We start from the raw sequence: 22,744 nt of genomic DNA on the forward strand, positions 1-22,744 counted from the left end.
TATTTCTGCTAGATTTTCAGATCGTCTAGTTCCAGCAACGATACCTTTTCTAAATCATTGATGCCTGAAGTCAGGTCAATATCCTTGAGAGCGGTTTGCTTACAATCAATCACGGCTGACAGCACCTTTTTAATCCCTTTCGCAACGCTTTCAATGGTTTCTCTTGTAAACAGCTCAGTGCTGTATTCAATGACAGAAGATAAACCGTTTTCGTCTTCTGAAGCGATCCAAAGCAAATCAAACCGGGAAACCGCTGTTTCATATTCATAGTCGGTTAGTGTGATCCCGTCTACCTCTAAAGCAGGCTGGCTTAGATTCTGCAGAGCAAAAACGGTATCAAAAATATGATTCCTATTTAACGTCCTATCTAACTTCAAATCTTGAACCATATGTTCATACTGATAATCTTGATGATCAAAGTCATCAATCACCAACTGCTTGACATGGTGCAGAAATTGAGTGAACGTCATCTCTTTTTTCGGATAAAACCGAAGCGGAAGCATATTAACGAATATACCGATGATCCGCTGCAGTTCCTCCTGCCTTCTCCCTACGACCGGAACGCCGACTACAATGTCGGACTGTCCAGTGAGCTTGTGCAGCAGGATTTGATAGATTGATAAAAGTCCCATAAACAGCGTGGCATCTTCATCGGCCATAATGGATTTAAACGCCTCAAGCTCTTTTTTGCTTATATAAAAACGATAATGAGCGCCGGCAAAGCTTTTGACATCAGGTCTCTGGTAATCAGCCGGCAGCTGAAGCTCCCGGAAGCCGTCAAGCCGTTTCAGCCAATATGTTTTCACCTCATTCAGATCTTCAGACTGAAGCATCTGATTCTGCCATTCTGAGAAATCTTTATATTGCAGCTCAAGTGGTGCAAGCTCTTTGCCGTCATACAGATCCATAAACTCGCTGACCAAGATATCCTGAGATAAACCGTCAGAAATAATATGGTGCATATCGAGCATCAGAATATACTCGTTTTCAGAGTTCTTAATAACACCAGCTCTCATCAGGGGAGCCTGATCAAGCTGGAACGGCTTTAAAAAGCTGCTGATGACTTCTTGTTCTTTTTGGTTTTGCCCTTCCTGTCCTGCCACATTTGATAGGTCAAAAAAGTCTGCATGAAATTCCGCATGCTCAGCTATGCACTGCATAGGAACACCGTCTATTGCTTTAAAGGATGTTCTTAAACTCTCATGACGATTAATCAATTGCCGGAACACATTCTCAAGCCTTTGCATATCAAGCTTTCCTGCAATCCGGCCGGCAGTGAACTCATTGTAGCCAGTGCTTGTTTGATCTAACTGCTGAACAAGATAAAGCCGTTTTTGCGCTGAGGACAACGGATAGTAATCCCGTTTTTCAGCTTTTTCTATCTTTCTGTACATCTTCTTGTCGGCTTGGCTGATAAATTCAGCCATCTGCCTGATCGTCGGAATGTTAAAGAAATCCGGCAGCGCAATTTCCACATTGAATGCTTGATGAATAATGGAAATGAAAGTAATCGCTTTTAACGAATCCCCGCCCATCTCAAAGAAATCATCGTCTATACCGATTTGATCAATCTTGAAAAATGACTGCCAATGAACAAGGAGTTCTTTCTCCATATCAGTTACTGGTTCAACATATTCAGCGGTAAGTTCTGGCCGCCCGTACAGCGAAACGTCCTCTTGCTCTTCACCGTTAGGCTGCTGCAGACGATTCACATATTTTTGTATCCTCTCCTGCAGATCCGTGGCAGACACTACAATCTGATCCATAAGATCAAATGTGAAAATTTTCTCGAAAACCTCTTTGCCCTCATGCGCACGAATCAGGGTATTTTCTAAATCCCCTCCGACTGGAATATCCGGTTTTTTGCCGTCTTCAAATTCCCAGCCGTCTAAATTTAGGGCTGTCCACTGAACAGGATGCTGCGCATTATGTTTATATACAAAGGCATCAACAAACTGGTTAACCGCAGTATAGGCGGTAAATCCAAGTCCTCCCAATATCGGAGACAAGGACGAAATCAAAAAGCAGAAATCAAGCGGTCGATCGGCCAACACTTTTTCTAATACCGCAACGCCCGTCATTTTTGCTCGAAAGTGAGTATTCGAAAAACTTTTATCCGTTTGTTCCATCATCCTGAATGATTGTTCGCCTGTTATTCCAGCTGCATAAATTACACCATGAATGGAGCCGTACTTACGTTCAGCCACATGAACCAGTTCAGACATATCCGCTTCACAGCTTGCATCCGCAGCAACAGCAGTGACTTCTGCGCCTGTTTTTTCTATCTCATATATTGATTTTATTTTTTTAACGATTGGATCATCCTCAGCATGCGTGCTGATTAAGGACTCCCATTCACTCCGTGGCGGTAGGCCGGAACGGCTTGTCAGAATCAGTTTTCCTTTTGTTTTCTCAGCAATGGTTTTTGCAGCATGTAAACCGATGAAGCCCAGCCCGCCAATCAGAATATATACGCCTCCGGGACGAAGGTGCCCCTGCGATGATTCTGCAGGCACAGCTTTGTGAATAAAATTCCTGGTGTACCTTTTATTATTTCTGTAAACCGTTAGGAGATTGCCTGATTCGGTCATCAGCTCTGATCTGATGAGTCCCAGCAGCTTGTCTTCTTTCCAGGAATCTTCTTTCTGTCTGTCTATATCAATCACTCGATAGCGAAGGAACGGTGTTTCCTGAGATATGACCATACTCGGCCCCAGATGTACGGCTTTCTCTGGATACAGCATGTCTTCTCCGCCTAGCTGATACGTAAGGGACGATAACACAAAGATCGAAATGTCCTGCTTTGTTCCTTTCTTTTTCAATGCTTGCCCTAAGTAAAGCAAAGAGTAATAGGATTCGTTTTGCATCTGCTCAATCCACTCGGCAGCAGCGGTTTCATTCTTCTCTGCCAGCCCCCAGAGGTGCAAAATCCGGCTGTACTGAATCTTTTCCTTCTCCAACACTTCAAAAAGACGGCAGTAATCTTCCGCAGAGTCTGGGCTGAGTGTGTACACTCCTTTTTCAACCTGCTGAAAGTTATGTCCTTTTTTAACGATGACACAAGAAGCACAGGTGGATTGCAGCCCCTGAATAAGCCTATGGGAAAAATATCCATCCTCCATGAAGACAAGCAAACGTTGTTCCGTCGCTTCAATCTCGCGGGGAATCGGCAGGATTTCTTTTTCCCATTGCGGCAGATAAAACCACTCCTGAAGCGGGAGCTTTCCTCCTGAATGTTTTTTGCCTTTTCCGCTGGCGGTATGTTTCCGTTTGTGCCAGAAGGATTCCTTTTCAAAAGGATATTGCGGCATAGTAATCTTTTCAGGATGTCTGCCCTCGTGCAGCCCGCGCCAATCAATGTCCGCGCCATACATCCACAGCGTGCCAATTCTGCTGAGTAAAAATTGGACATCTGACATACTCTGTCTGCTGTGTTTCAGCACATTGCAAGCATGCTGGCGCAGCTCATCGTTAATCGATCTCTTCACCAGCACACTTAAATCTTGCCCCGGGCCGATTTCGATAAAAATAGCATCTTCCTGCTTCGTTAACACGCCAATACCCTCGGCAAAGCGAACAGTTTCAGTCATGTGCCGCTTCCAATAGTCATAGTCCGCAGCTTCTTCATCCGCTATCCAGTCTCCCGTTAAATTCGAAAAGAAAGGAACATCCGGTTTTTGATAAGAAATGCGCTTAGCCGTATTTCCAAATCGTTCAGCGGCGGAAGCCATGACGTGCGAGTGAGCAGCAATTGAACCTTTTACTCTCATACAAAGCACTTTTTTGGCTTTTAACTGTTCTTCAAATGCGGAAATGTCAGACTCAAGCCCCGACACAATGCAAGAAGCGTCATTAACAACAGCCAATGAAATGCAATCAGGGAGAATCGCTTTCAGTTCTTCCTCTGGCATTGGCACGCTTAGCATGATGCCTGACGGCGCTTCGTGCATCGCTTGTCCACGTAAGCTGATTAGCTTGATGGCATCGCTTAGCGTAAACACTCCCGATACCGCGGCAGCCGTTAATTCACCGAAGCTGTAGCCGATCATAGCCCATGGCTGCAGCCCCCACTTCATCAGCAAAAGTGACAGCGCATATTCCAGCATAAAAATAGCCGGCTGGGCATATTTCGTCTCTTGAAGCTTCATCGCGGCAGCGTCTTCATCCTGCTGGTCAGGGTATAGAATATCCTCAAGCCTCTCACCGGTCGCTTCATAGAATTCTTGAAAACAGTGATCCATCGTCTCTTTGAAAAACGGCTCCTCCGTGTATAAATCCCTGCCCATGTTCACATATTGACTGCCTTGGCCCGAGAACATGAAGATCAATTTTTTCTCCTTTTTTTCCTGAATCCGCGACATTCGGCTGAGTCCTCTGTCCTTCTTCTCGGAAAGCAGGCGGATGACATCCTGTCTGTCCTTTGCCACAAACATTTGCCTATAATCAAAGTGCTGTCTTCCGGCCTGCAGCGTATAAGCGGCGTCTGCTGCATTAAGCTCAGAGTTCCTTTCCATGTGTTCGAGCAAAAGGTCTTTCGTTTTTTCTAAAGCATTCATCGTTTTTGCTGAAAGAGGAAACAGCTGATACGAACGCGAATGTTTTTCACGTTCACTGACAGGCGCTTCCTCCAGAATCACATGGGCATTGGTGCCGCCCATACCGAATGAGCTCACGCCTGCTCGTCTTGGGGTATTTGTTCTCTTCCACACTCGGAGCTTGTCATTCACTAGGAAAGGACTGTTTTGAAAATCAATATTCGGATTCGCTTCTTTAAAATGAAGACTAGGCACAAGTTGTTGATGCTGCAGAGAGAGAACTGTTTTAATGAGACCCGCCGCTCCGGCAGCAGCATCAAGGTGTCCGATATTCGTTTTTACGGAACCAATCCGGCAAAACGCGGTTTTATTCGTTTGAAACGCTTTAGTTAAGGCTTCAATTTCAATTGGATCACCGAGAGCTGTGCCTGTCCCATGGGTTTCCACATAGCTGATGGTTTCCGGTTCAATCCCCGCGTCGGCAATCGCATCTCTTATAACCTCTGTCTGGCCTTCCACACTCGGCGCATTGAAGCCTACCTTTTGGTCACCATCATTGTTGACCGCAGATCCTTTTACAACCGCATAGATTCTATCGCCGTCAGCCAAAGCGCGGCTCAACGATTTCACTGCGACAAATCCGACACCATCGCCTCCTACAGTGCCTTTCGCGTCTTTATCAAAGGCTCGGCAATGGCCGTCTGGTGATTTCACCATATTCTCTTGATAGATGTAGCCTGACTTAACCGGATGGAGAATGGACACACCGCCTGCGAGAGCCATATCAGATTCTCCATTCAGCACTGATTTGCAAGCCAAATGCAGCGCGACCAAGGAGGTTGAACAAGCTGTCTGCAGGGTAATGGCTGGACCTTTTAAATTAAGTTTATGAGCAACCCGCGTGCTGATCGTATAGGTATCATTTAAAGAGCCGATTTCAAACAGCTCTGACATCCTGCCGTCTAATGAGTCAGCGAAATGCTGGAGCCATTGAAAATTTGAGGTTGTTCCTGTAAACAAACCGATTTTTCCTTCATATTCAGCTGAAACACACCCTGCATCCTCCAGCGTTTTCCATACATACTCATGAAGAAGACGGATTTGCGGGTCCATGACCTCTGCCTGTCCCGGTGAATAGCCGAAGAAGGCGGCGTCAAATAAATCGGGGCCGTCGATGATTCCTTTCGCCCTTACATAATCAGTTCTCGTAAATGTTTGTTCATCAATGCCTTCCGCAAACAGCTCTTCATCAGTGAAAAAAGAGATGGATTCCTTGCCATTTTGCAGGTTATGCCAAAATTCATCTATGTTTTTAGCTCCGGGGAAACGCCCGGCCATCCCGATGATGGCGATGCTGTCATCTGAAGGATCCTTCCGCTTTGATATGAATGGTGTTTTCTTTTTTGATTGCTCTTCATCATGACCTGATAAGAATTCAGCAAGCATCTGAACTGTTGGACGGCGGAACATCTCAACCATCGGAATACTTTTTCCCGTTTCCTTAGAAAGCTGCTGATTGACTTGGATCAAATGCAGGGAAGTGCCGCCGATTTCAAAAAATTTATCCTGAACATCGATGCTGTCTTGACCAAGTACACGTTTCCAAATCTCCAGCACCATCTTTTCTGTTTCAGAAGCTGGTGCTGCCGCAAGTGCCTTTCGTTTTGTCTCTGCAGCAAGCTCCGGCAGTGCTTTTTTATCCAGTTTTCCATTGGCCGTCAGCGGCATCTCATCCATCACAATAAATCGGGATGGAATCATATATTCCGGCAAATGACGGCGCAAGTATTCACGCAGCTGCTTTTCATCAATCGTCTCATCAGTGAAAAGATAAGCAGCCAGGCACGGTGTCTGGGACGCGTCCTTCTTCACGACAGCCGCCGCCCCTTTTATACGTCCGTACCGGCAGAGCCAGTGTTCAATCTCCCCGCTCTCAATCCGATAGCCTCTAAGTTTGATTTGGTCATCGTTTCTGCCTAAAAACTGAATGGTTCCATCCGGTAAAAAGCGGGCTGCGTCTCCTGTTTTATACATTTTTTCTCCGGGTTTAAAAGGATGAGCCACAAAGCGCTCTGCCGTCAGTTCCTTCCGGCCTAAGTAGCCTTCTGCCACTCCTTTTCCGGCAATATATAGTTCTCCCGCTGCTCCCTGGGGCAGCAGGTTCATATGTGAATCAAGAATGTATATATCAGTATGTGCTGCAGGCCGGCCGATCGGCACATACAGATCTTTATCCCTTTCAGATGAGTAGCGGTGAATCATGCAGCCGACTACCGTTTCCGTCGGGCCATATTCATTAAAAATTTCAATTTTCCCATCGAAGTTCTCTTCAATTTTCGCCGCCAAGGAGGTTTCTAATTGCTCTCCCCCCAGTATCAGGCACTTCATCACACTGTCCTGAAACGGCATCCCGGAAATGAAATGCAGATGGGACGGCGTTAACTTCATAACGTGGGCTCGATTATCTTTCAGAATTTGTTCCACAAGAAGCTGCTTGTTTGTATTCCGATACACAATAATTGCGTTTCCGGTTATAAGCGGGGTAAAGATAGAAGTTACTGTTAAATCAAAAGATAAAGACGTATAAAGGGCAAAATCTCTATTATCACCTCTTACATATTGCTCGGCGGCCCAGGAAATATAATTTTCAAGACCAAGATGCTTAACAAGCACCCCTTTTGGCCTGCCTGTTGTTCCAGAGGTATATATACAATACGCAATATCCTGCGGACCGTAATGTTTCACCAGATTGCTGTCGTTTCCTTGATAAAGACTCTGATCGGTAATATCTATTTTCACACCATCGTACGAGTAAACCAGCCCCTCAATATCCTCTGTCAGCAGCAGGTGTACCCCACTGTCCTGAAGAAGATATTCAATTCTTTCCGGAGGATAATCGGGATCAACCGGAACATAAGCGCCGCCCGCTTTTAATACAGCGAGACACGCGATCACCATTTCAATTGAATGTTCTGTTAAAATACCGACTCTTTGTGCGGGTTTGACTCCCTGACTTTCTAAAAAGCGGGCAAGCTGATTCACTTTTTTATTTAATTGATCATAGGTCAGGGATTCCGAGCGAAATTCCACAGCAAGAGCGTCCGGCGTCTTTTCTGTCTGCCGTTCAAACAAATCAATAACAGTTTGATGTTTGTTGCCGGTCAGACCTTTATAATTGCAAAACTCTTCAAGTTGATAATGCACTTCATCTTCGGAAAGCATATTCAAGCGATGCACAGATCTGTCTGCCGGATACTCAATCACTTCCGATAACAGGTTGAGAAAATGATCCCTCAGCTGCTTCACTTGAAGAGCAGACATGACACCAGGATTGTATATAAATGAAAAATGGATATGTTCATCAAAAGCTTGTACACTCAATGTCAAATCAAACTCAGTTTGCTCAAACATGTCATATTGTTCGATTGAAAGAGGAAGACTGTTTGACTTAAGCATCTGATCAAGCGGATAATTTTCAATCACGACAATCGTGTCAAATAATGACTGCTCAGCCGTCAGCCCCGCATATGTTTTTAAATCAGACAGCGGTGTATGTTCATATTCACTTCTTTTGGCAATCTGCTCATGTGCAAGCTGAATCACATCTAAAGGCGTGGATTGAGGCGCAAAGCGAAGACGAAGCGGAATGGTATTAATAAACAGCCCCGTCATTTGTTCTATTCCCGGTACATCGGCGCTTCTTCCTGACACGGTTGTCCCGAACACCACTTCTTCTTGATCAGAATATTTCTTTAGCAGCAGACCCCAGACACTATATAGAATTGAAGCAAGCGTAACTTGCCGTTCAGAAGCGAGTGAGCGAAGAGCTTTTCCTGCTGAAACCGGAAGCTGTATTTCATGTTTAGAAAAAATAGCATTACGCTTCCCTGGTCTTTCTGTATTCGGCAGCAATTGTACAGGCTCCCAGTCTTTCAATAACCCTTTCCAAAATGACGCCTGGCTGTCTTTTGTTTTACGCTGCTGTTCCTGCTGCCATTTCACAAATGCTTGATATGACGGTTTTTGAGAAATAACAGGTGTTTGACCCATGGATAACGCTTGATATGACTCCATCCACTCTTTGAGGACAATCCCCATGCTCCAGCCGTCCATCAGGATATGATGAAAGCTGATCATCATCCAGATCCCGTTTTCTTCTATTTGATAAAGCGTGACACGAAAAGGTACTTCTTGAAGCTGAAACGGCTCTTTCCGATCACGCGCCGCAAGCTTCTCCTTCAGCTTTTCCTGGGAAATGCCTTTCTCGAACGGAATGCTCTGATAACGGATATCTATTTTATGATGCTTTAATATAACTTGAATGGGCTTAGCTGTTTCCTTCCACCTAAACACCGTCCGCAGCATTTCATTTTGCCGAACCGTTTGCTGCCATGCTTTTTCAAAAAGATCGCGGGCTGGTTCGCTCTCCAGTTTTATCAGCATTTGTTCAAAATAAGCATTACCTTCCGGCTCCATTAAATAATGAAAAAGCAGACCTTCCTGAATGGTTGTCAGTCCGAGAATGTTGGCTATGTTATTTTTATCTATTTTATTCATTTGCTCACTCACAGAATCCTCTCCATCCTCTGCCTATATATGTTTGACAAAATATCGTCTCAATCCATAATTCGCTATAACTTGCTGCTGAATTTGAGATGTTCCTTCAATGATCTCCAATACTTTGGCTTCTCTGTACAGGCGGGCAGCTGAATGATCTCTGCTGAAGCCGCTTCCTCCATGGATCTGCACATTTGAATTGGTAATTTCAACAGCAACCTTTGAAGTGAAATATTTCGCGATAGACGTTTCCGTCACGGCCTCTGGATCTTGTTTCATCCGCATTTCGCCGGCTTTCATACATAAGGCGCGGGCTGCATGCAGCTGTGTTACGGCATCACCGATCATTCCTTTAATCATTTGATGTTTGTAGAGCTTCTCTCCGAATTGGCTTCTCTTCCGTGAGTATGTTACTAAAGAATCGACGGCTTCCTGTGCAATCGCCAATCCGGCCCATGCTACACTGTATCTGCCATGATCCAAAGCCAAGTTAACGATGTAATTAAAGCCGCCCCCGATTGGCCCTAATATCTGGTCATCAGAAACCTCAACGCTATCAAACTCTATTTCCGCAAGATAAGAAGCTCTATTGGCCATCATGCCTTCCATTTTTTTTACCGTTACGCCACTCTGGCTGCTGTCTACAATAAAGGCTGTAACCACTTCTCCATCACGGGCTATGACCAGAAAAAAGTCAGCAATGGCCCCAAAGGAAATCCATTTTTTTCTGCCGTTGATGACATAGCAGTTTCCGTTTTTTGTATACGATGTTTCAATGTGGTTTGCGTCTGAACCAATGTTTGGTTCAGACAATGCAAACGCTCCGATTTTCTCTCCTTTTCCGATGGGGACAAGCCATTCTTCTTTTTGGCGCTCAGTACCGTACCGCAGCAGAGATTCACCGACTAACGAATTCACAGTCAAAAGGGTTCGAATATTACAGCACGCTTTACCTGCTTGTTCAGTAAACAAACCGTACTCGACAGGGTTCAATCCCAATCCGTGATAGACCTCCGGAATACCCGCAGCAAAATAAGATTTGCTCCCTAACTCTTTTATTAATTCTGCCGGGATGCATTCCTTCTCATCAAACTCGCCTGCAAAAGGTCTGATTTTTTCGTCACAGTAACCCCGGAAATCTTGAATGATGTCGGCTTTCATCTCAGCTGTTTTCATTAGCAAGCGCTCCGTTCTGTTTCTTTTCAATTAGGCTGACGATTCGGTTAACTGTGCTGAAGTTAGCAATATCTAAATCTTCGTTATCAAGCTGAAACCCAAAGTTTTGCTCAAGAAATGTTACAAGCTTCATCGCAAATAAAGAATTCACAAATCCCATTTCAAAAATGTGATCATCATTGGTTAATTCGATTTCATCGTCAAAGACCACCAAATTTTGTTCAATATATTCTCTAATTTGTTCATGAAGATTCATCTATTTGCTCTCCCCGCTATTTAGATTAATTGCTGCTTCCCGCAACAGGTGATTGGCTGAATTCCGTTTTGACCTCGACATACGCAGGATACGGCTGAATCCGGCTCAGGTCATTTTCAAATAAAATGAAGCCGTCCGGGCCCTTCGTATGTTCTTTGAAATTGGCAAATTTATACGTGATATACATGACTCTGTTTCGATCTGTTTGTTTAAAATCAGCAAACAGTTTTTTCCCTTTTTGTTTCGCTTCATTTAAAATAGCTGTCAGTAAAATCGTACCGACACCGCGGGACATAACCCGGCATGACATTAAAAGAAGATTAATATGCCATTCATCTCCCTTTTCTTCTATTAAAGAGAGTCCGATCTTTCCATAAGAGCCGTACTTGTCCTCAAGCTCGCAGACTAGCAGCATATGAGAATCTGACTTTCGGAAATAATTTAATTCCTGATAATCGTATGTTTTTCCGCTTGCATTCAGCTGGTTTGTACGCACCGTAAGCTCTTCTGCCCGCTGCAAGTCGCTTTCTTGCGCATGGCTGATCGTAAACTTCATATTCAGAGTGGCAAGAAATTGTTCGGACGGTCCTTCAAACTGCTCTTCGTCCTCTTTTCTGCGATCATCCTCCAGATACATCTGCCGGCGTCTTTTGGCATCCTCCGTTACAAATGCAGGCTTCAGCAAAGGATCGACGATTAGATCCTTATACCGAACGGCATCCCAGCACGAAATCTCCGGATGGGCATTTTTCACTTCTTCCCTTTCAAACGCTTGGTCGTCAATAAAGAGAAGCGTATCCTTATGGATATTGAGGTTTTTGCTGATTTTTTCCAAAGAAACCGATTTGGCATTCCAGCTGATTTCCGGATATAAAAAGAAATGGTCAATTCCAAATTCCTTTAATTTTTCCATAACAGCAGCTTCGTCATTTCTGCTTGCGACAGACAGCAATATGCCGCGTTCATCAAGCTCAGTCAAAATTTCTTTGATATTGTCCTTCAGCTTTACATCATCAGATTCAAGCAGAATACCATCCCATAGCGTATGATCTAAATCCCAGACAACACACTTAACTCCCTTTTTCAATGGTCTTCTCCTCCTTTAACTGTATTGAAAGAATCCTTGTCCTGACTTTCTCCCTAGCTTTCCTGCGTCTACCATTTTCACGAGCAGCGGACATGGCCTGAATTTTGAATCTTTGTAGCTTTCATATAGAACCAGCAAGGAGTTAAGGATCGTATCAAGACCGATTAAATCCGCAGTCGCGAGCGGACCCATTTTATGCCCAAACCCGCCGCGGAAGATTTTATCCACATTGGCTGGTGTCGCCACTTGATCTTGAACCGTCCAAATGCTTTCATTAATGGTCAGCATTAACACACGATTTGACACAAAGCCAGGCAAATCATGAACAACGACAGGATTTTTGTCGAAAGATTTCAAAAACTCGACGGTTGCATTGACAGTCTCATCAGAGGTGGCATCGCCCCGAATCACCTCTACAAGTTCTTTCAGAGGAACAGGATTCATGAAATGTGCTCCAATTACCTTTTCCGGACGATGCATCAGTGAACCGACCTTCGTAATTGAGATACAACTTGTATTTACAAGGTAGATGGTATCCTCTCGGCAGATATCTTTTAATTGTAAATACACTTGTCTTTTTATCTCCCAATCTTCTGTTACGTTTTCAATGATGATATCAGCCGGCTCCACATTGTGCGGCTCAGTCGTGAATTGAATGTTATCAAGCACATCTTCAAGTGACATGCTGAACTTTTCTTTCCGCATCAGTTGAACAAGCCTGAATGTCTTTTTAATATTTTCCTCTGCGGCTTTCAGTTTTTCATCACTGATATCCAGCAAAATCACTTGATACCCATTCGCAGATAAATCAAGAGCCATATCGGCCCCCATGACGCCTCCTCCGATAACACCGGCAGTTCTGAAATCCATTTCATACCACTCCTGTCTGATTCAAAATATGATTGATTTTAGCTGTCACTTCTTTTATCTTCTGATTAATGAAAAAATGATCTCCTTCAAATTCGTAAAATCTGCATGTCTGATCGGTGTACTGATTCCAATCAGATAAATCAAACAGCACTGACGGCAGATCACGTTTTCCGTAAAAAACCGAAATATCGCACGATAAAGGAGCAACAGCTGTATTCCTGTATGTTTCCAGCAACTCAAAGTCAGCTCTTAAAATAGGAAGGAAAAAGTCAAGCACCTGCTCATTTTTGCTGAATTCTTCGGGTACACCCCCCATCTCAATAATCGCTTGTTTTAAAGCGGAATTTGAAAGCTGATGAAGCACTTTCTTTTCCGGGATATGAGGCGGGAAACGCCCGGAAAAAAACATATGGATCGGCTGTTTATTTTCCATGGTTAATTTCTTTTGCAATTCGTATGCAAGCAGCGATCCCATGCTGTGTCCAAAAATGGCATAATCCGAATCATCCAAATGGGATTTTGCTTGCTCAAAAAGATCTTCCGTCACGGATCCTGCATGATTCAGCAATGGCTCAGACATTCTCGTTCCATGTCCCGGAAGCTCTAAGGCCACCAGTTCAACTGATGCATCAAGAAATCTTTTCCACCCGCTGAAGATGGTGCTCGAACCCCCGGCATACGGCAGACAGAATAATTTGATCATTTGACCCTCTCCTCTTTACCAATATCCTTCAGGCATTCAATATGGGCTGCTTCAAGTTCCAGCACTTTTTTCAGTGAATCTTTGATCCGGTCTTCATAACCAGAAGAAGATCCTCCCGAAAAATAAAGCTTAGCCGCAAGATGCCGCGCTGCTTCCCACTCATCAATAATGTCAGACGTCACAGCGGCAAGCTGTTCAAACGCCGGAAGAAATGCGAGGCGGTATTGCTCTGTTTTTTTCACATTTAAAATTCCATTAAATGAATGAAGGAGCTTTTCGCTGTCTCTTATGCTGTGAAATTGCTCAGTAAACCGGCTGAAGGACGCCAAACCGGATAACATCCGATCTACATGCTCGGTGATGTTATAAACAAAGAAGGCAGCAGCATCCTTGAAAATGCTTTGCCCTGAGCGATCCCTGCCCGGATCATAAGAAAAGGAGGCATAAGAATGAAAAGCGGCAGGAGGCTGAAAATAACTGTGAAAGCCTTGATAGGCTTTGGCCAAATGCTGATATGAAATATGTCTGGCTTCATATGACAAGTTATCGGGATAACGGTTTTCAATAGCAAGAACAGTCTGATCTACGTCATGAAAGCCATAAATCAGTATGCTGTTCCGGTTATGCTTAGACATATATTCCTGTCTATAAGGCTGTGCATATGAATCCAACCAAATGATGACGGGTTTATTTTCAAGAACATCCCGTTTCACATCATCTATGAGACTGCTGCTCACCGATTGCTTATCCACGCTTATTCCCTGCTGATTCATGACATACTCAGGATCATAAACTTCAGTCCGATCAATCATTGGATAACCGTCTTCATCCAATTGATACGAATATATGTCATTTAAAAGATAAGGATAGATTTCTTGCTGAAACGAGCGAACCACTGAAAAATAACAGTTAAAAAAACAGCTGCGATAAAATAGGTCGTTAAACGGCTGAATATCAGGGATGGATGTTTCACATTTCATGCGTCTCACTCCTTCTTGCGGCACGGTGATTGAAAAAACAAGCGGTTAAACCGAATATACAGGAGGCAAGGAGCAGCACATAATAAATCGCCGCCAAATAAAGAAGAGAACCGGGCCCCCAAATAAATATCATGCTCCAAGGCAAGCCATTAAAGGCGAAGACTGAAATGAGCTTAGGCGCCAATATTCCAGCTGCGAGCAAAATCACCCAAAGCAGCGCCTTTATTCTTGTTCGCTGCTGAGCGGGAACATTTTTCGATTTTACGCCTTTTAGAAAAATATAAATTCTCCACAGCAGAACAATAAGCAATAAACTGAATAAAACCAGCATGGCAGCCGCAGCTTTATCAATGAACTGAAACGGATCAGTGACAGAACCGTCCTGTTTTTCGCTTTGATCGGTTATCACCTGTAAAACAGAACGAGCGATTTTCTCAGGATACGCGCTGTTCATATTGGCCAAAACCCCTACAGCCGCATTATCGTCAGGGCTGACGATAATAAACGAAGAAAAGTTAGGGTTGGAGCCGGCATGGAACACTTCTCTGACTCTGCCCTTTTTTTCAAAAATTGACCATCCCGCACCATAATACACACCCGGCTCTTCGGTTTTTACGCTTTTATCAGGCAGGTGGCTCTGCTCAATCAAGCGGCTTATATCACCGTCGCTGTGATTCAGCTGAAATCGAAGCCATTTGGATACATCCTCTGCGTTCGTGATAATATATCCGGCAGGCGTGTTCCCCCTATACTCAGGCGCTTTATAGGCTCTGGCTTTTAAAAATCCAATTTTAAAACCTGATGATACATCGCCGGCATGACCAGCGTGCCGCCCAGCATACGTGTTTGACATATCTAACTGCTTAAAAACGTGCTCAGCCATATATTGCTCGTACGGCTGGCCTGATGCCTGTTCAATGATATATCCCAGCACATCATAATTGATTGTGGCATATTCAAATGTGCTTCCCGGCTTATGACTAAGTTCAACTCCCTTTAATCCCTTCGCCGTTTTCTCCAAAGCATCTTCCTTTGAATCAACTTTGATATCCGCTATCGATAAAAAAGGAATTCCGCTTGTATGATGCAGCAGCTGTTGAATGGTGATATCTGTTTTCTTTCCGTTGTAAACTGCATAAAATCCGCTGATATACCGGCTGACAGGGTCATTTAGATTGATTGCCCCCGAACGTACAAGCTTAAGCACACCCAGTGCAGTAAACGCTTTAGAGGTTGAGCCCATCTCAAACAATGTCGAGGCGGTTACAGGGCGGCTATGTCTTTCACCGGCATAACCAAACCCCTTTTCGTATACCACATCATTTCCTTTTACCACTGTCACTGAGATCCCCGGTATTCCGCTTTCCTTCATCTGCTTTTCGATCAGAGCGTCAATGCGCTTATCAACTGGCGTCTGAGCGCTTGCCTGTCCGCCACCCCAGATTTGAATTGACAGGATACAAAGGCATAAAATCAGCCATACGTTTCTCATCATTTGAACAAGGAATCCAATTCTTCAATAGATAATGAGGCGGTTTCGAAATCTGATGGCGTATATTCGACAGACTCTTGTTTACAGCAATGTTCAGTCAGCTCCTTCAGCTGTACAAAAAATTCATCTAAAAGCTGTTCCATATCCTCTGTCTGATAAAGATCGCTGCAGATTAAATCCAACGTTAGCTGTCCGTCATAGATTCCCGCAGTCAAATCAAGACTGACTGTCAGACTATTTTCAGGTGATGACTCGGCGCCTGAATTTAAATAAGTCATGCGGTATTCTGATTTGTCTGCTAAAAAACGGTCAACTTCTCCCAGATAATTAAAGCGCAGCTCAGGCTTCCTGTGCTCCGGCATTCGTTTACTCAAATAGGTGAGAGCGCCGTAGCCAATACCCTTATTGGGAATATTCCGCAGGTTTTCTTTCACTGAACGGATTTGCGCCGGCAGATCAGCCTCTGCCTGAAACACGGCGGGATACATTGCTGTAAACCACCCGAACGTTCTTGAAAAATCTAAGTCTTCCTTTAATGTCTCTCTTCCGTGACCTTCCAATTCCAAAGAAATAACCTCTTTGCCTGTGCAATGATGGCAAGCCCGGATTAACGCAGTGATAAGCAAATCATTTGTTTGGGTTTGATACGCCTCATTTGCTTCACTGAGCAGTTTTTGAGTCATCTGGCTGCTCAAAGACCGTTTCAGTTTTATGCTATTTTCAACTTTGGAATTTTCCGGACAAATCCCATAGAGCGGCTGAATCTTTTTCACTTTTTTATTCCAATAGCTGCATTCTTCTTCCGCCTCACGCGAATAAGCGTATTCATGGATCGAATTTGAAAATTCCTGATAAGAATGTGTCTTTAAAGGCAGTCTCTTCTCTTCCTTCTTATCTATTGAATGTAAAAGAGCAAGAAAATCATCAATCAGGATTTGCCATGATACACCGTCCGCGATCAGGTGATGGGCTGTAAATAACAAATGCGTTTTTTCGTTTGCCTTGATCACACCGGTTTTAAAAAGCACTCCATTGTATAAGTCCGTGCTTTCTCTCATTTCCTGCCCGATCACCGCTATTTGTTTGGTTTGCTCTTCCTCGGAAACATTAGACAGATCATGGTATTCGATATAAGGTTCGATATTTGTATTGTGATAGACCAGGGTATTCGTTTCTTTTTCTACATTCATTCGCAAGCTGTCGTGATGATTGATTAAAAGAGACAGAACCGCCTTTACATCTTCAAGGTGAACCTCTTTTTCAGCAGTTAGCATAACCGATTGATGCCAGAAATGAGCGCACTTTAAATCCAAGGACCAGAACCATTGGGTAATCGGCGTGCCCATCACTCTGCCTTCTGCTTGTTGTTGAGAAATTGCAGGCGATTGTTTGCTAGTCACAGCACTGACCAGTTCTCTAAATACGGGATAAGTCATAATATCCTGAGTCTTAATAAAAAGACCTTTTTCTTTCATTTTCGAAACGAATTGAATGGCTTTGATAGAATCTCCGCCAAGCTGATAAAAATGATCCTCTGGGCAAATATCAGTCTGGCCGAGTATCTCCTTCGCGGTTTCCAAAAGAACCGCCTCTGCTTCCTTCTGCTCTTCATTTAACAATCCGTAATCTGTCTGTTCTTGATACAGTAAAGGATCAGGAAGTGCTTTCTTATCTGTTTTTCCATTTTGCGTAAGCGGAATATGATCCATCTTGATAAAGTAGGCCGGAACCATAAAAACGGGCAGTTTGCCAGAAAGCTTTTTCCTAAGCTCCAGCACTGGCGTAGGTGCAGAGCTCACTACATATGCCGCCAATTGCTTTCTGCCCTGTGAATCACCAAAATCAATGACAACCGCTTCTTCTATTTCCTCGAGAGAAAGCAGGGCTAATTCAATTTCTCCCAGTTCTATACGGTAGCCTTTCAATTTGATTTGGTGGTCTTTACGCCCTGCATATTCAAGCAATCCATTATTCGTTCTTTTCGCCAGATCGCCTGTCTTATACATTTTTCTGCCCTTCATGAAAGGGTTATCCAGAAAACGCTCGGTTTGCAAATCCGGACGCTTCCAATATCCTCTGGCGACATTATCGCCTGAAATATACATTTCACCTTGAGTTCCCGGCAATACAGGCTGCAGCTGTTCATCTAATAAATAAATTTCTGTATTCTGCAGCGGAACCCCAATTGGAACCGAAGCTTGCTGATCCTGTTCTCGGTCATATTTGTGGATCATACACCCAACAGTCGCTTCTGTCGGCCCGTATTCATTAAAGATCTCGATGCGGTGATCTGATGCTTCTGTTATTTGGCGTGCTAAAGAAACAGGCAGCTGCTCTCCGCCAACGATCATTCTTTTTATAGAGGAATCTTTTAAGTTTGCATCTTTCAGCAACGCTAAATGCGCTGGTGTCAGCTTGATGACAGCTGTTTTCATTTCTTTTAAGATTTGATGTAGTATAAATTCCGGGATATCTTCTTGTCTGTAAATGACAATCTTATTTCCTGTCACTAATGGGGTGTAAATGGATGTAACGGTTAAATCAAAAGCTATGGATGAGTACAGCGCAAAGCTGTCCTCTTGGGAAGAAGTATAATTCTGAGAGGCTGATGTAATGTAGTTCACAAGGCTTTGATGTTCGATCATCACGCCTTTCGGCTGCCCTGTTGATCCAGAAGTGTAAATCATATATGCGATGTCGGAAGGATCGTTCCTGATGTCTAACTGTCCCGTATCTAAATCATTAAACATGGTGCAGTCAATACTGATTTGTTTTACGTGCCTTGGCAAACGGCAGTCTATTTTAAAAAGAGGGTCTGTAATAAAAAACGCCGCTTCACTATTTTCTAAAATATACTTGATTCGTTCCGCGGGATACTCGGGGTCGATCGGCACATAAGCGCCGCCTGCTTTTAAAATGCCCAGTAAAACAGCAATCAACTCCGGTGAGTGTTTCATGCTCACGGCAACAAAATCACCGCGGCTTATTCCTTTATGTATAAGGCAGCGAGCAATTTGGTTCGAGCGTTCATCCAGATCTTGATAAGAAACATGTCTCTCGCCATCCTCTATCGCTGTGCGAAACGGATGCTGCAAGGCTGTTGCTTGAATTAATTGATTGATTGTCTGCTCTTTCGGATAGTCGGCCTTCGTCTGATTCCACTTAAATATCTCGTCCCTTTTTTCTTGTTCAGTTAATATAGACAAATGTCTGAATTGAATGTCTGGATCCTCGATAAGCAATAAAATCAGGCGGAGTAAACGGTCTTTCAATTGCTGAATTTCCGCTTCGCTGTAATCCGCAACCTTGTAGTCGAACTGCAATTCGATTGCTCCGCCTTCGTCCCATTCTTTAACCGCAATTTGAAGGGAATAAGGCTGTGATCCGTTATATAATTCATCATATTCGACATGGCATCCATCTATATCAGAAGCAAGATCGGTGTTGTATGAATTGATATACATTTGGAAGAGCTGGTCGTATCCCTGTTTTGCCAGCTGTAATTCCTTTATCAGTTCGTCATAGGGGTACCGTTGGTGGAGAAAGTATTTCAGGTAGTCTGAATTGACTTCTTGTAAAAAGTCTGAGAAACGCTGGTCCAGGTCTGTTTTCTTTCTGAACGGCATCGTACTGACAGTCATCCCCGCCGTGCTTTTTTCCTTCTTTCCAGACCTGTTTAGTACCGGCGTGCCGATAATGAAATCATTCTCTCCCGTTGCTTTGCTTAAATACCAAAACAGCGATGCGGTAAACAATGCGTTTAACGAAGAGCCTTGCTTTTGAATAAATTCATAAACGGCAGCAGAATGTTCTTGGTCAAGTTTAAATCGTTTGCGTTTTCCCGCAATGTTCGCTGAACTTTTTGACAAGAAGCTGTCCGGCAAATGAGAAAATTCCTCTTTCCAAAATGCGGCATCTTTTTGATATCGTGGCGAAGAAAGGTATTTTTTCTCTTTTTCTATGAGAACCGAATAGTCGTCAGCGGCTTCTTCAGGCAGTTCTCCATTTGCCAGAAGCATGTACAGATCCTTAATCTTATCAATGATGATTTTCATAGACCAGCCGTCAGCAACAATATGATGGCATTTGATTAAATACCCGCAGGTTGCTTCATCTGTTTGGAAAACATAAAATTGAACAAGCGCGCCATCATATAAAGAGAAAGGTATTTTAAATTCCCGTTCGGCCCAATCTAGCATTCTTTCATATGGATGGTCTGCTGAAGTAAAATCGACTGATGGCACACGGGCCTGCGCTTTTTCGTCTATGTATTGAAGAACTGATCCTTCCTGCTTCATGAGCCGTATTCTGAGGGACTCTGTCTGTCTGATACAATGCTGAATGGCTTTTTTTAACGTCTCAAGATGAAGTTTTCCATTGATTTGGATGAGGCCGCCAATATGATTAATAGCTGTTTCTGGGTATAAATTTTCGATATTTAATATCCTTTTTTGATGATGAGAAAGAGGAAATAAATTCAAGTTACCATTCAACATATCCACCTCTTTACAAGTAGTATTTTACATCACCAATTTAAACACACAACAAATAATTTGTAAATATTTATAAAACATTGTCTATATTTGTTCATTTTTTAGTTTTAAAGATAAAAGCGCTGAAACGGTAAAAATGATAAAATTCAAGAAAAATACATATTGAACACCCAGCCAATCAGTAAGGCTGCTCATAATTAAGATCGATGCGCCGTATACAAATGTACTTATTGTATGCTGAGCCGACAGTATTTTCGGAAGCAAAGTTTCGTTTATGCTCTCCTGCACATAAGTTCTGATCGCAATTCCCCGGAGCTGAAATGAAGGTCCTAAAATAAAGACAAAAAGCAGCGATGCCAACGCATACTTGTTAAGCGCAAGGCATAGTGTGCAAGCCCCGATGGCAAGTGATGTCCATAAAATCATCGAGAACAGTTTTCCGTTCATTATTTTTGAAAGTTTCCAAACGATTAAACCGCCTGTAATGGTGCCGGCGAAATAGCTCGCATTAATAAACCCCCACCATGTTTCGTTTTGATGCAGCACTTCATCGACATAAACAAGGATAATGGCTCCTGTCCAAATACTTCTGCCGAACATGGATAAAAGCTCAAGAACAGTCAGCATTCTGATAACGGGCATTTGATAAATTGCTTTCCACCCGGAAGAAATTTTATCCATAAAGGACTCGTTTTCTTCCTTTTCGGCATCTCCTTTTCCCGCATCCTTGACAAAAAATAAAGATACTGTAGAGGTGCCATAAAGTGCAAAAGTCAACAATAGAAGCAATTGCGGCCCGAGCCATTTGATCAAAATACCGCCGAGCAGCCAACCGAGCAAAAGCACGATTTGATCAGAGGTCAGCACCAGGCTGTTTGCTTTCAACAACATGGATTTTGGAACAAAACGGGGAATCATTGAATTTCTGACCGGAATAGTTCCTCCATCTAACAGCGACATTAAAAATACAATAAAGAAAAAAATAAAAATAGATTTAAAATCTATCATAAATATGAGAAGCAACAAAGATAACAGAATGGTTTGCGTTAACTGTAAAAAAATCAAAATGTGCTTTAATCTGTATTTATGAATAAAAACCGGTATAAATACTGCGCTTAATGACTGACCCACGAACTGCATCATGGCTACCAGCGAAGCCAAAAAGGCCGAGTCTGTGACTTGATACGTAAACAGGGTCAGTACCAGCACGTATAAAGAATCTCCTAAATTGGCAATTGACTGGCCCGCCCATATGAAATAAAAGGATTTATTTTTCATAATTTCAACCCTTTTCTATTTTTAGAACATCATAACATAAATAAATACCCTCTCCAATGCTGCTTAACCTTCAAAAAAACGCAAAAAACCCCTGCGCCGCAGCGGCACAAGGGGTCATCCAATATTAGTCATAAATGTGAACAGTCGGCTCTTTATCTCCCGCATTGCGGATAATGACCGCTTCCTGTCCGTCTGAGGATGTGATATTGACTTCGACATCAACTGAGCTCTTGGAGTAGTAATCCATCACTTCACCCGTTAAGAACTGGGTAAACGCGACAACTTCACTTTTTCCGTAGAATTGCATTGGAATATCAATCTTCATTTTCGTCATTTCATCTTTTTCATACAGGGCAGTCCCTACAACGCCAGTGTAGTTCGGGAAATATTCTTCAATTGAGTTTTTGAACCGCTTAAAGACCTCGGTGTCATCCGGGTATTTTTCTGCTGTGGTTGTATCCGCCGGGTAGAATACATATTTTTCGTTTATGTCATCCCAGTTTGAGATATCCGTGGAGCCTGCTTTGACTTCTGTTTTGGCGATGAAGTTCCCCGGCACAATCGATGTTTTTGACGCCTGCTTGTAGAGCGCGACGGTAATCGGCACATTCTTCAGGTTATCTTTTTTACGGAGGCGGTTAATGACCTCTTGTGCGATTTTTTCCCCCTGCTCGCGAAGCGTGCTTTCTTTAATCTCCACTTCTTTTTGAGGGTCGCCTGTTTTTTCACGATAGTAATACACAGAGTTTAACGCCAGTCCGATCATCACGCCGCCAAGCTGGATGGAATTCTTGTCTTTTCTGACTAAATAATCGTGCTCCAGCATAGACGCTAAATAAACCGGGCTGCTTTCGTTCTTTTCTTCTGTTGAACCGGAGCTCGGAAGCGCTGGGTTCAAGCCTTCATTTTTGAAGTTTTTATCTTCTTTTTGGGCTTTTTTCAGATCAGAGCCTGTTTTTTTCCGTGCCAGCCAGCTTAATACTGTATCTTCATCTAAATATTGCCCTTCTTGGAACAGATAATCGTCAGTAGAGAAAGAATCTTGGGCAAGACGCATCAGCCCTGTTTCAAACTCATCAATGTCCAGTCTTGTATTCAACTGTTCCGTCGTCAAGCCGCGCGCTTTTCCCGCCTTAAACGGCAGCACCATTTTGTAATAGGAGTCAGAGATATTATATTTCGGGACAATCGCTTTTTCTGACGATTTCGCCGTCTTTTGCGTGATCTCTTCCTCCTTCTCCCCCCCAAAACCTGACGAGCAGGCAGACAGCATTAATACTGCCGCCGTTGCCGCCATTACCAACGTCTTTTTCAATA

11 protein-coding genes are annotated in these 22,744 nt (G+C 43.4%); all 11 read right to left on the reverse strand.

Features of this window, described 5'->3' with window-relative positions; genetic code table 11:
• Window positions 1-8 precede the first annotated feature (8 nt).
• The gene (locus KHQ79_RS16840) at window positions 9-9,104 is read right to left on the reverse strand and encodes a non-ribosomal peptide synthetase/type I polyketide synthase (RefSeq protein WP_225516183.1); all 9,096 of its coding nucleotides are present in this window, start codon (window positions 9,102-9,104) and stop codon (window positions 9-11) included.
• A gap of 21 nt (window positions 9,105-9,125) precedes the next feature.
• Complete coding sequence (locus KHQ79_RS16845) at window positions 9,126-10,268, reverse strand: acyl-CoA dehydrogenase family protein (protein ID WP_225516185.1); 1,143 nt, start codon at window positions 10,266-10,268, stop codon at window positions 9,126-9,128.
• On the reverse strand, window positions 10,255-10,524 hold the full coding sequence (locus KHQ79_RS16850) for an acyl carrier protein (protein ID WP_003240117.1): 270 nt from the start codon (window positions 10,522-10,524) through the stop codon (window positions 10,255-10,257). Before KHQ79_RS16850 ends, KHQ79_RS16845 begins: the two co-directional genes overlap by 14 nt.
• A gap of 25 nt (window positions 10,525-10,549) precedes the next feature.
• Window positions 10,550-11,611 (reverse strand): HAD-IIIC family phosphatase, encoded by a 1,062-nt coding sequence (locus KHQ79_RS16855; protein ID WP_019257686.1) that lies wholly within the window; start codon window positions 11,609-11,611, stop codon window positions 10,550-10,552.
• Between the two features lie 15 nt (window positions 11,612-11,626).
• Entirely contained in the window at window positions 11,627-12,481 is an 855-nt protein-coding gene (locus KHQ79_RS16860; protein WP_084990855.1) for a 3-hydroxyacyl-CoA dehydrogenase family protein, read from the reverse strand.
• Window position 12,482: 1 nt separating this feature from the next.
• Window positions 12,483-13,184: a thioesterase II family protein gene (locus KHQ79_RS16865; RefSeq protein ID WP_060398079.1), complete on the reverse strand. Its 702-nt coding sequence runs from the start codon at window positions 13,182-13,184 to the stop codon at window positions 12,483-12,485.
• Complete coding sequence (locus tag KHQ79_RS16870) at window positions 13,181-14,164, reverse strand: BtrH N-terminal domain-containing protein (protein WP_225516187.1); 984 nt, start codon at window positions 14,162-14,164, stop codon at window positions 13,181-13,183. The genes KHQ79_RS16865 and KHQ79_RS16870 overlap by 4 nt, the downstream gene beginning before the upstream one ends.
• Window positions 14,154-15,659: a serine hydrolase domain-containing protein gene (locus tag KHQ79_RS16875; RefSeq protein ID WP_225516189.1), complete on the reverse strand. Its 1,506-nt coding sequence runs from the start codon at window positions 15,657-15,659 to the stop codon at window positions 14,154-14,156. The genes KHQ79_RS16870 and KHQ79_RS16875 overlap by 11 nt, the downstream gene beginning before the upstream one ends.
• A complete protein-coding gene (locus tag KHQ79_RS16880; RefSeq protein ID WP_225516191.1) occupies window positions 15,656-20,152 on the reverse strand; it encodes a non-ribosomal peptide synthetase in 4,497 nt (1,498 codons plus the stop codon). The genes KHQ79_RS16875 and KHQ79_RS16880 overlap by 4 nt, the downstream gene beginning before the upstream one ends.
• A gap of 81 nt (window positions 20,153-20,233) precedes the next feature.
• Complete coding sequence (locus KHQ79_RS16885) at window positions 20,234-21,427, reverse strand: MFS transporter (protein ID WP_003240131.1); 1,194 nt, start codon at window positions 21,425-21,427, stop codon at window positions 20,234-20,236.
• 124 nt (window positions 21,428-21,551) lie between these two features.
• On the reverse strand, window positions 21,552-22,742 hold the full coding sequence (locus KHQ79_RS16890) for a CamS family sex pheromone protein (protein WP_003240132.1): 1,191 nt from the start codon (window positions 22,740-22,742) through the stop codon (window positions 21,552-21,554).
• Between the last annotated feature and the right edge of the window lie 2 nt (window positions 22,743-22,744).

Source organism: Bacillus sp. TSO22 (assembly GCF_020223595.1).
GTDB lineage: Bacteria > Bacillota > Bacilli > Bacillales > Bacillaceae > Bacillus > Bacillus inaquosorum.

Excerpts from the sequence above, each read along its gene's own strand:
- KHQ79_RS16850 (WP_003240117.1), bottom strand. The coding sequence starts at position 10,524 with ATGAATCTTCATGAACAAATTAGAGAATATATTGAACAAAATTTGGTG.
- KHQ79_RS16880 (WP_225516191.1), bottom strand. The coding sequence starts at position 20,152 with ATGTTGAATGGTAACTTGAATTTATTTCCTCTTTCTCATCATCAAAAA.
- KHQ79_RS16875 (WP_225516189.1), bottom strand. The coding sequence starts at position 15,659 with ATGATGAGAAACGTATGGCTGATTTTATGCCTTTGTATCCTGTCAATT.
- KHQ79_RS16865 (WP_060398079.1), bottom strand. The coding sequence starts at position 13,184 with ATGATCAAATTATTCTGTCTGCCGTATGCCGGGGGTTCGAGCACCATC.
- KHQ79_RS16845 (WP_225516185.1), bottom strand. The coding sequence starts at position 10,268 with ATGAAAACAGCTGAGATGAAAGCCGACATCATTCAAGATTTCCGGGGT.
- KHQ79_RS16870 (WP_225516187.1), bottom strand. The coding sequence starts at position 14,164 with ATGAAATGTGAAACATCCATCCCTGATATTCAGCCGTTTAACGACCTA.
- KHQ79_RS16860 (WP_084990855.1), bottom strand. The coding sequence starts at position 12,481 with ATGGATTTCAGAACTGCCGGTGTTATCGGAGGAGGCGTCATGGGGGCC.
- KHQ79_RS16885 (WP_003240131.1), bottom strand. The coding sequence starts at position 21,427 with ATGAAAAATAAATCCTTTTATTTCATATGGGCGGGCCAGTCAATTGCC.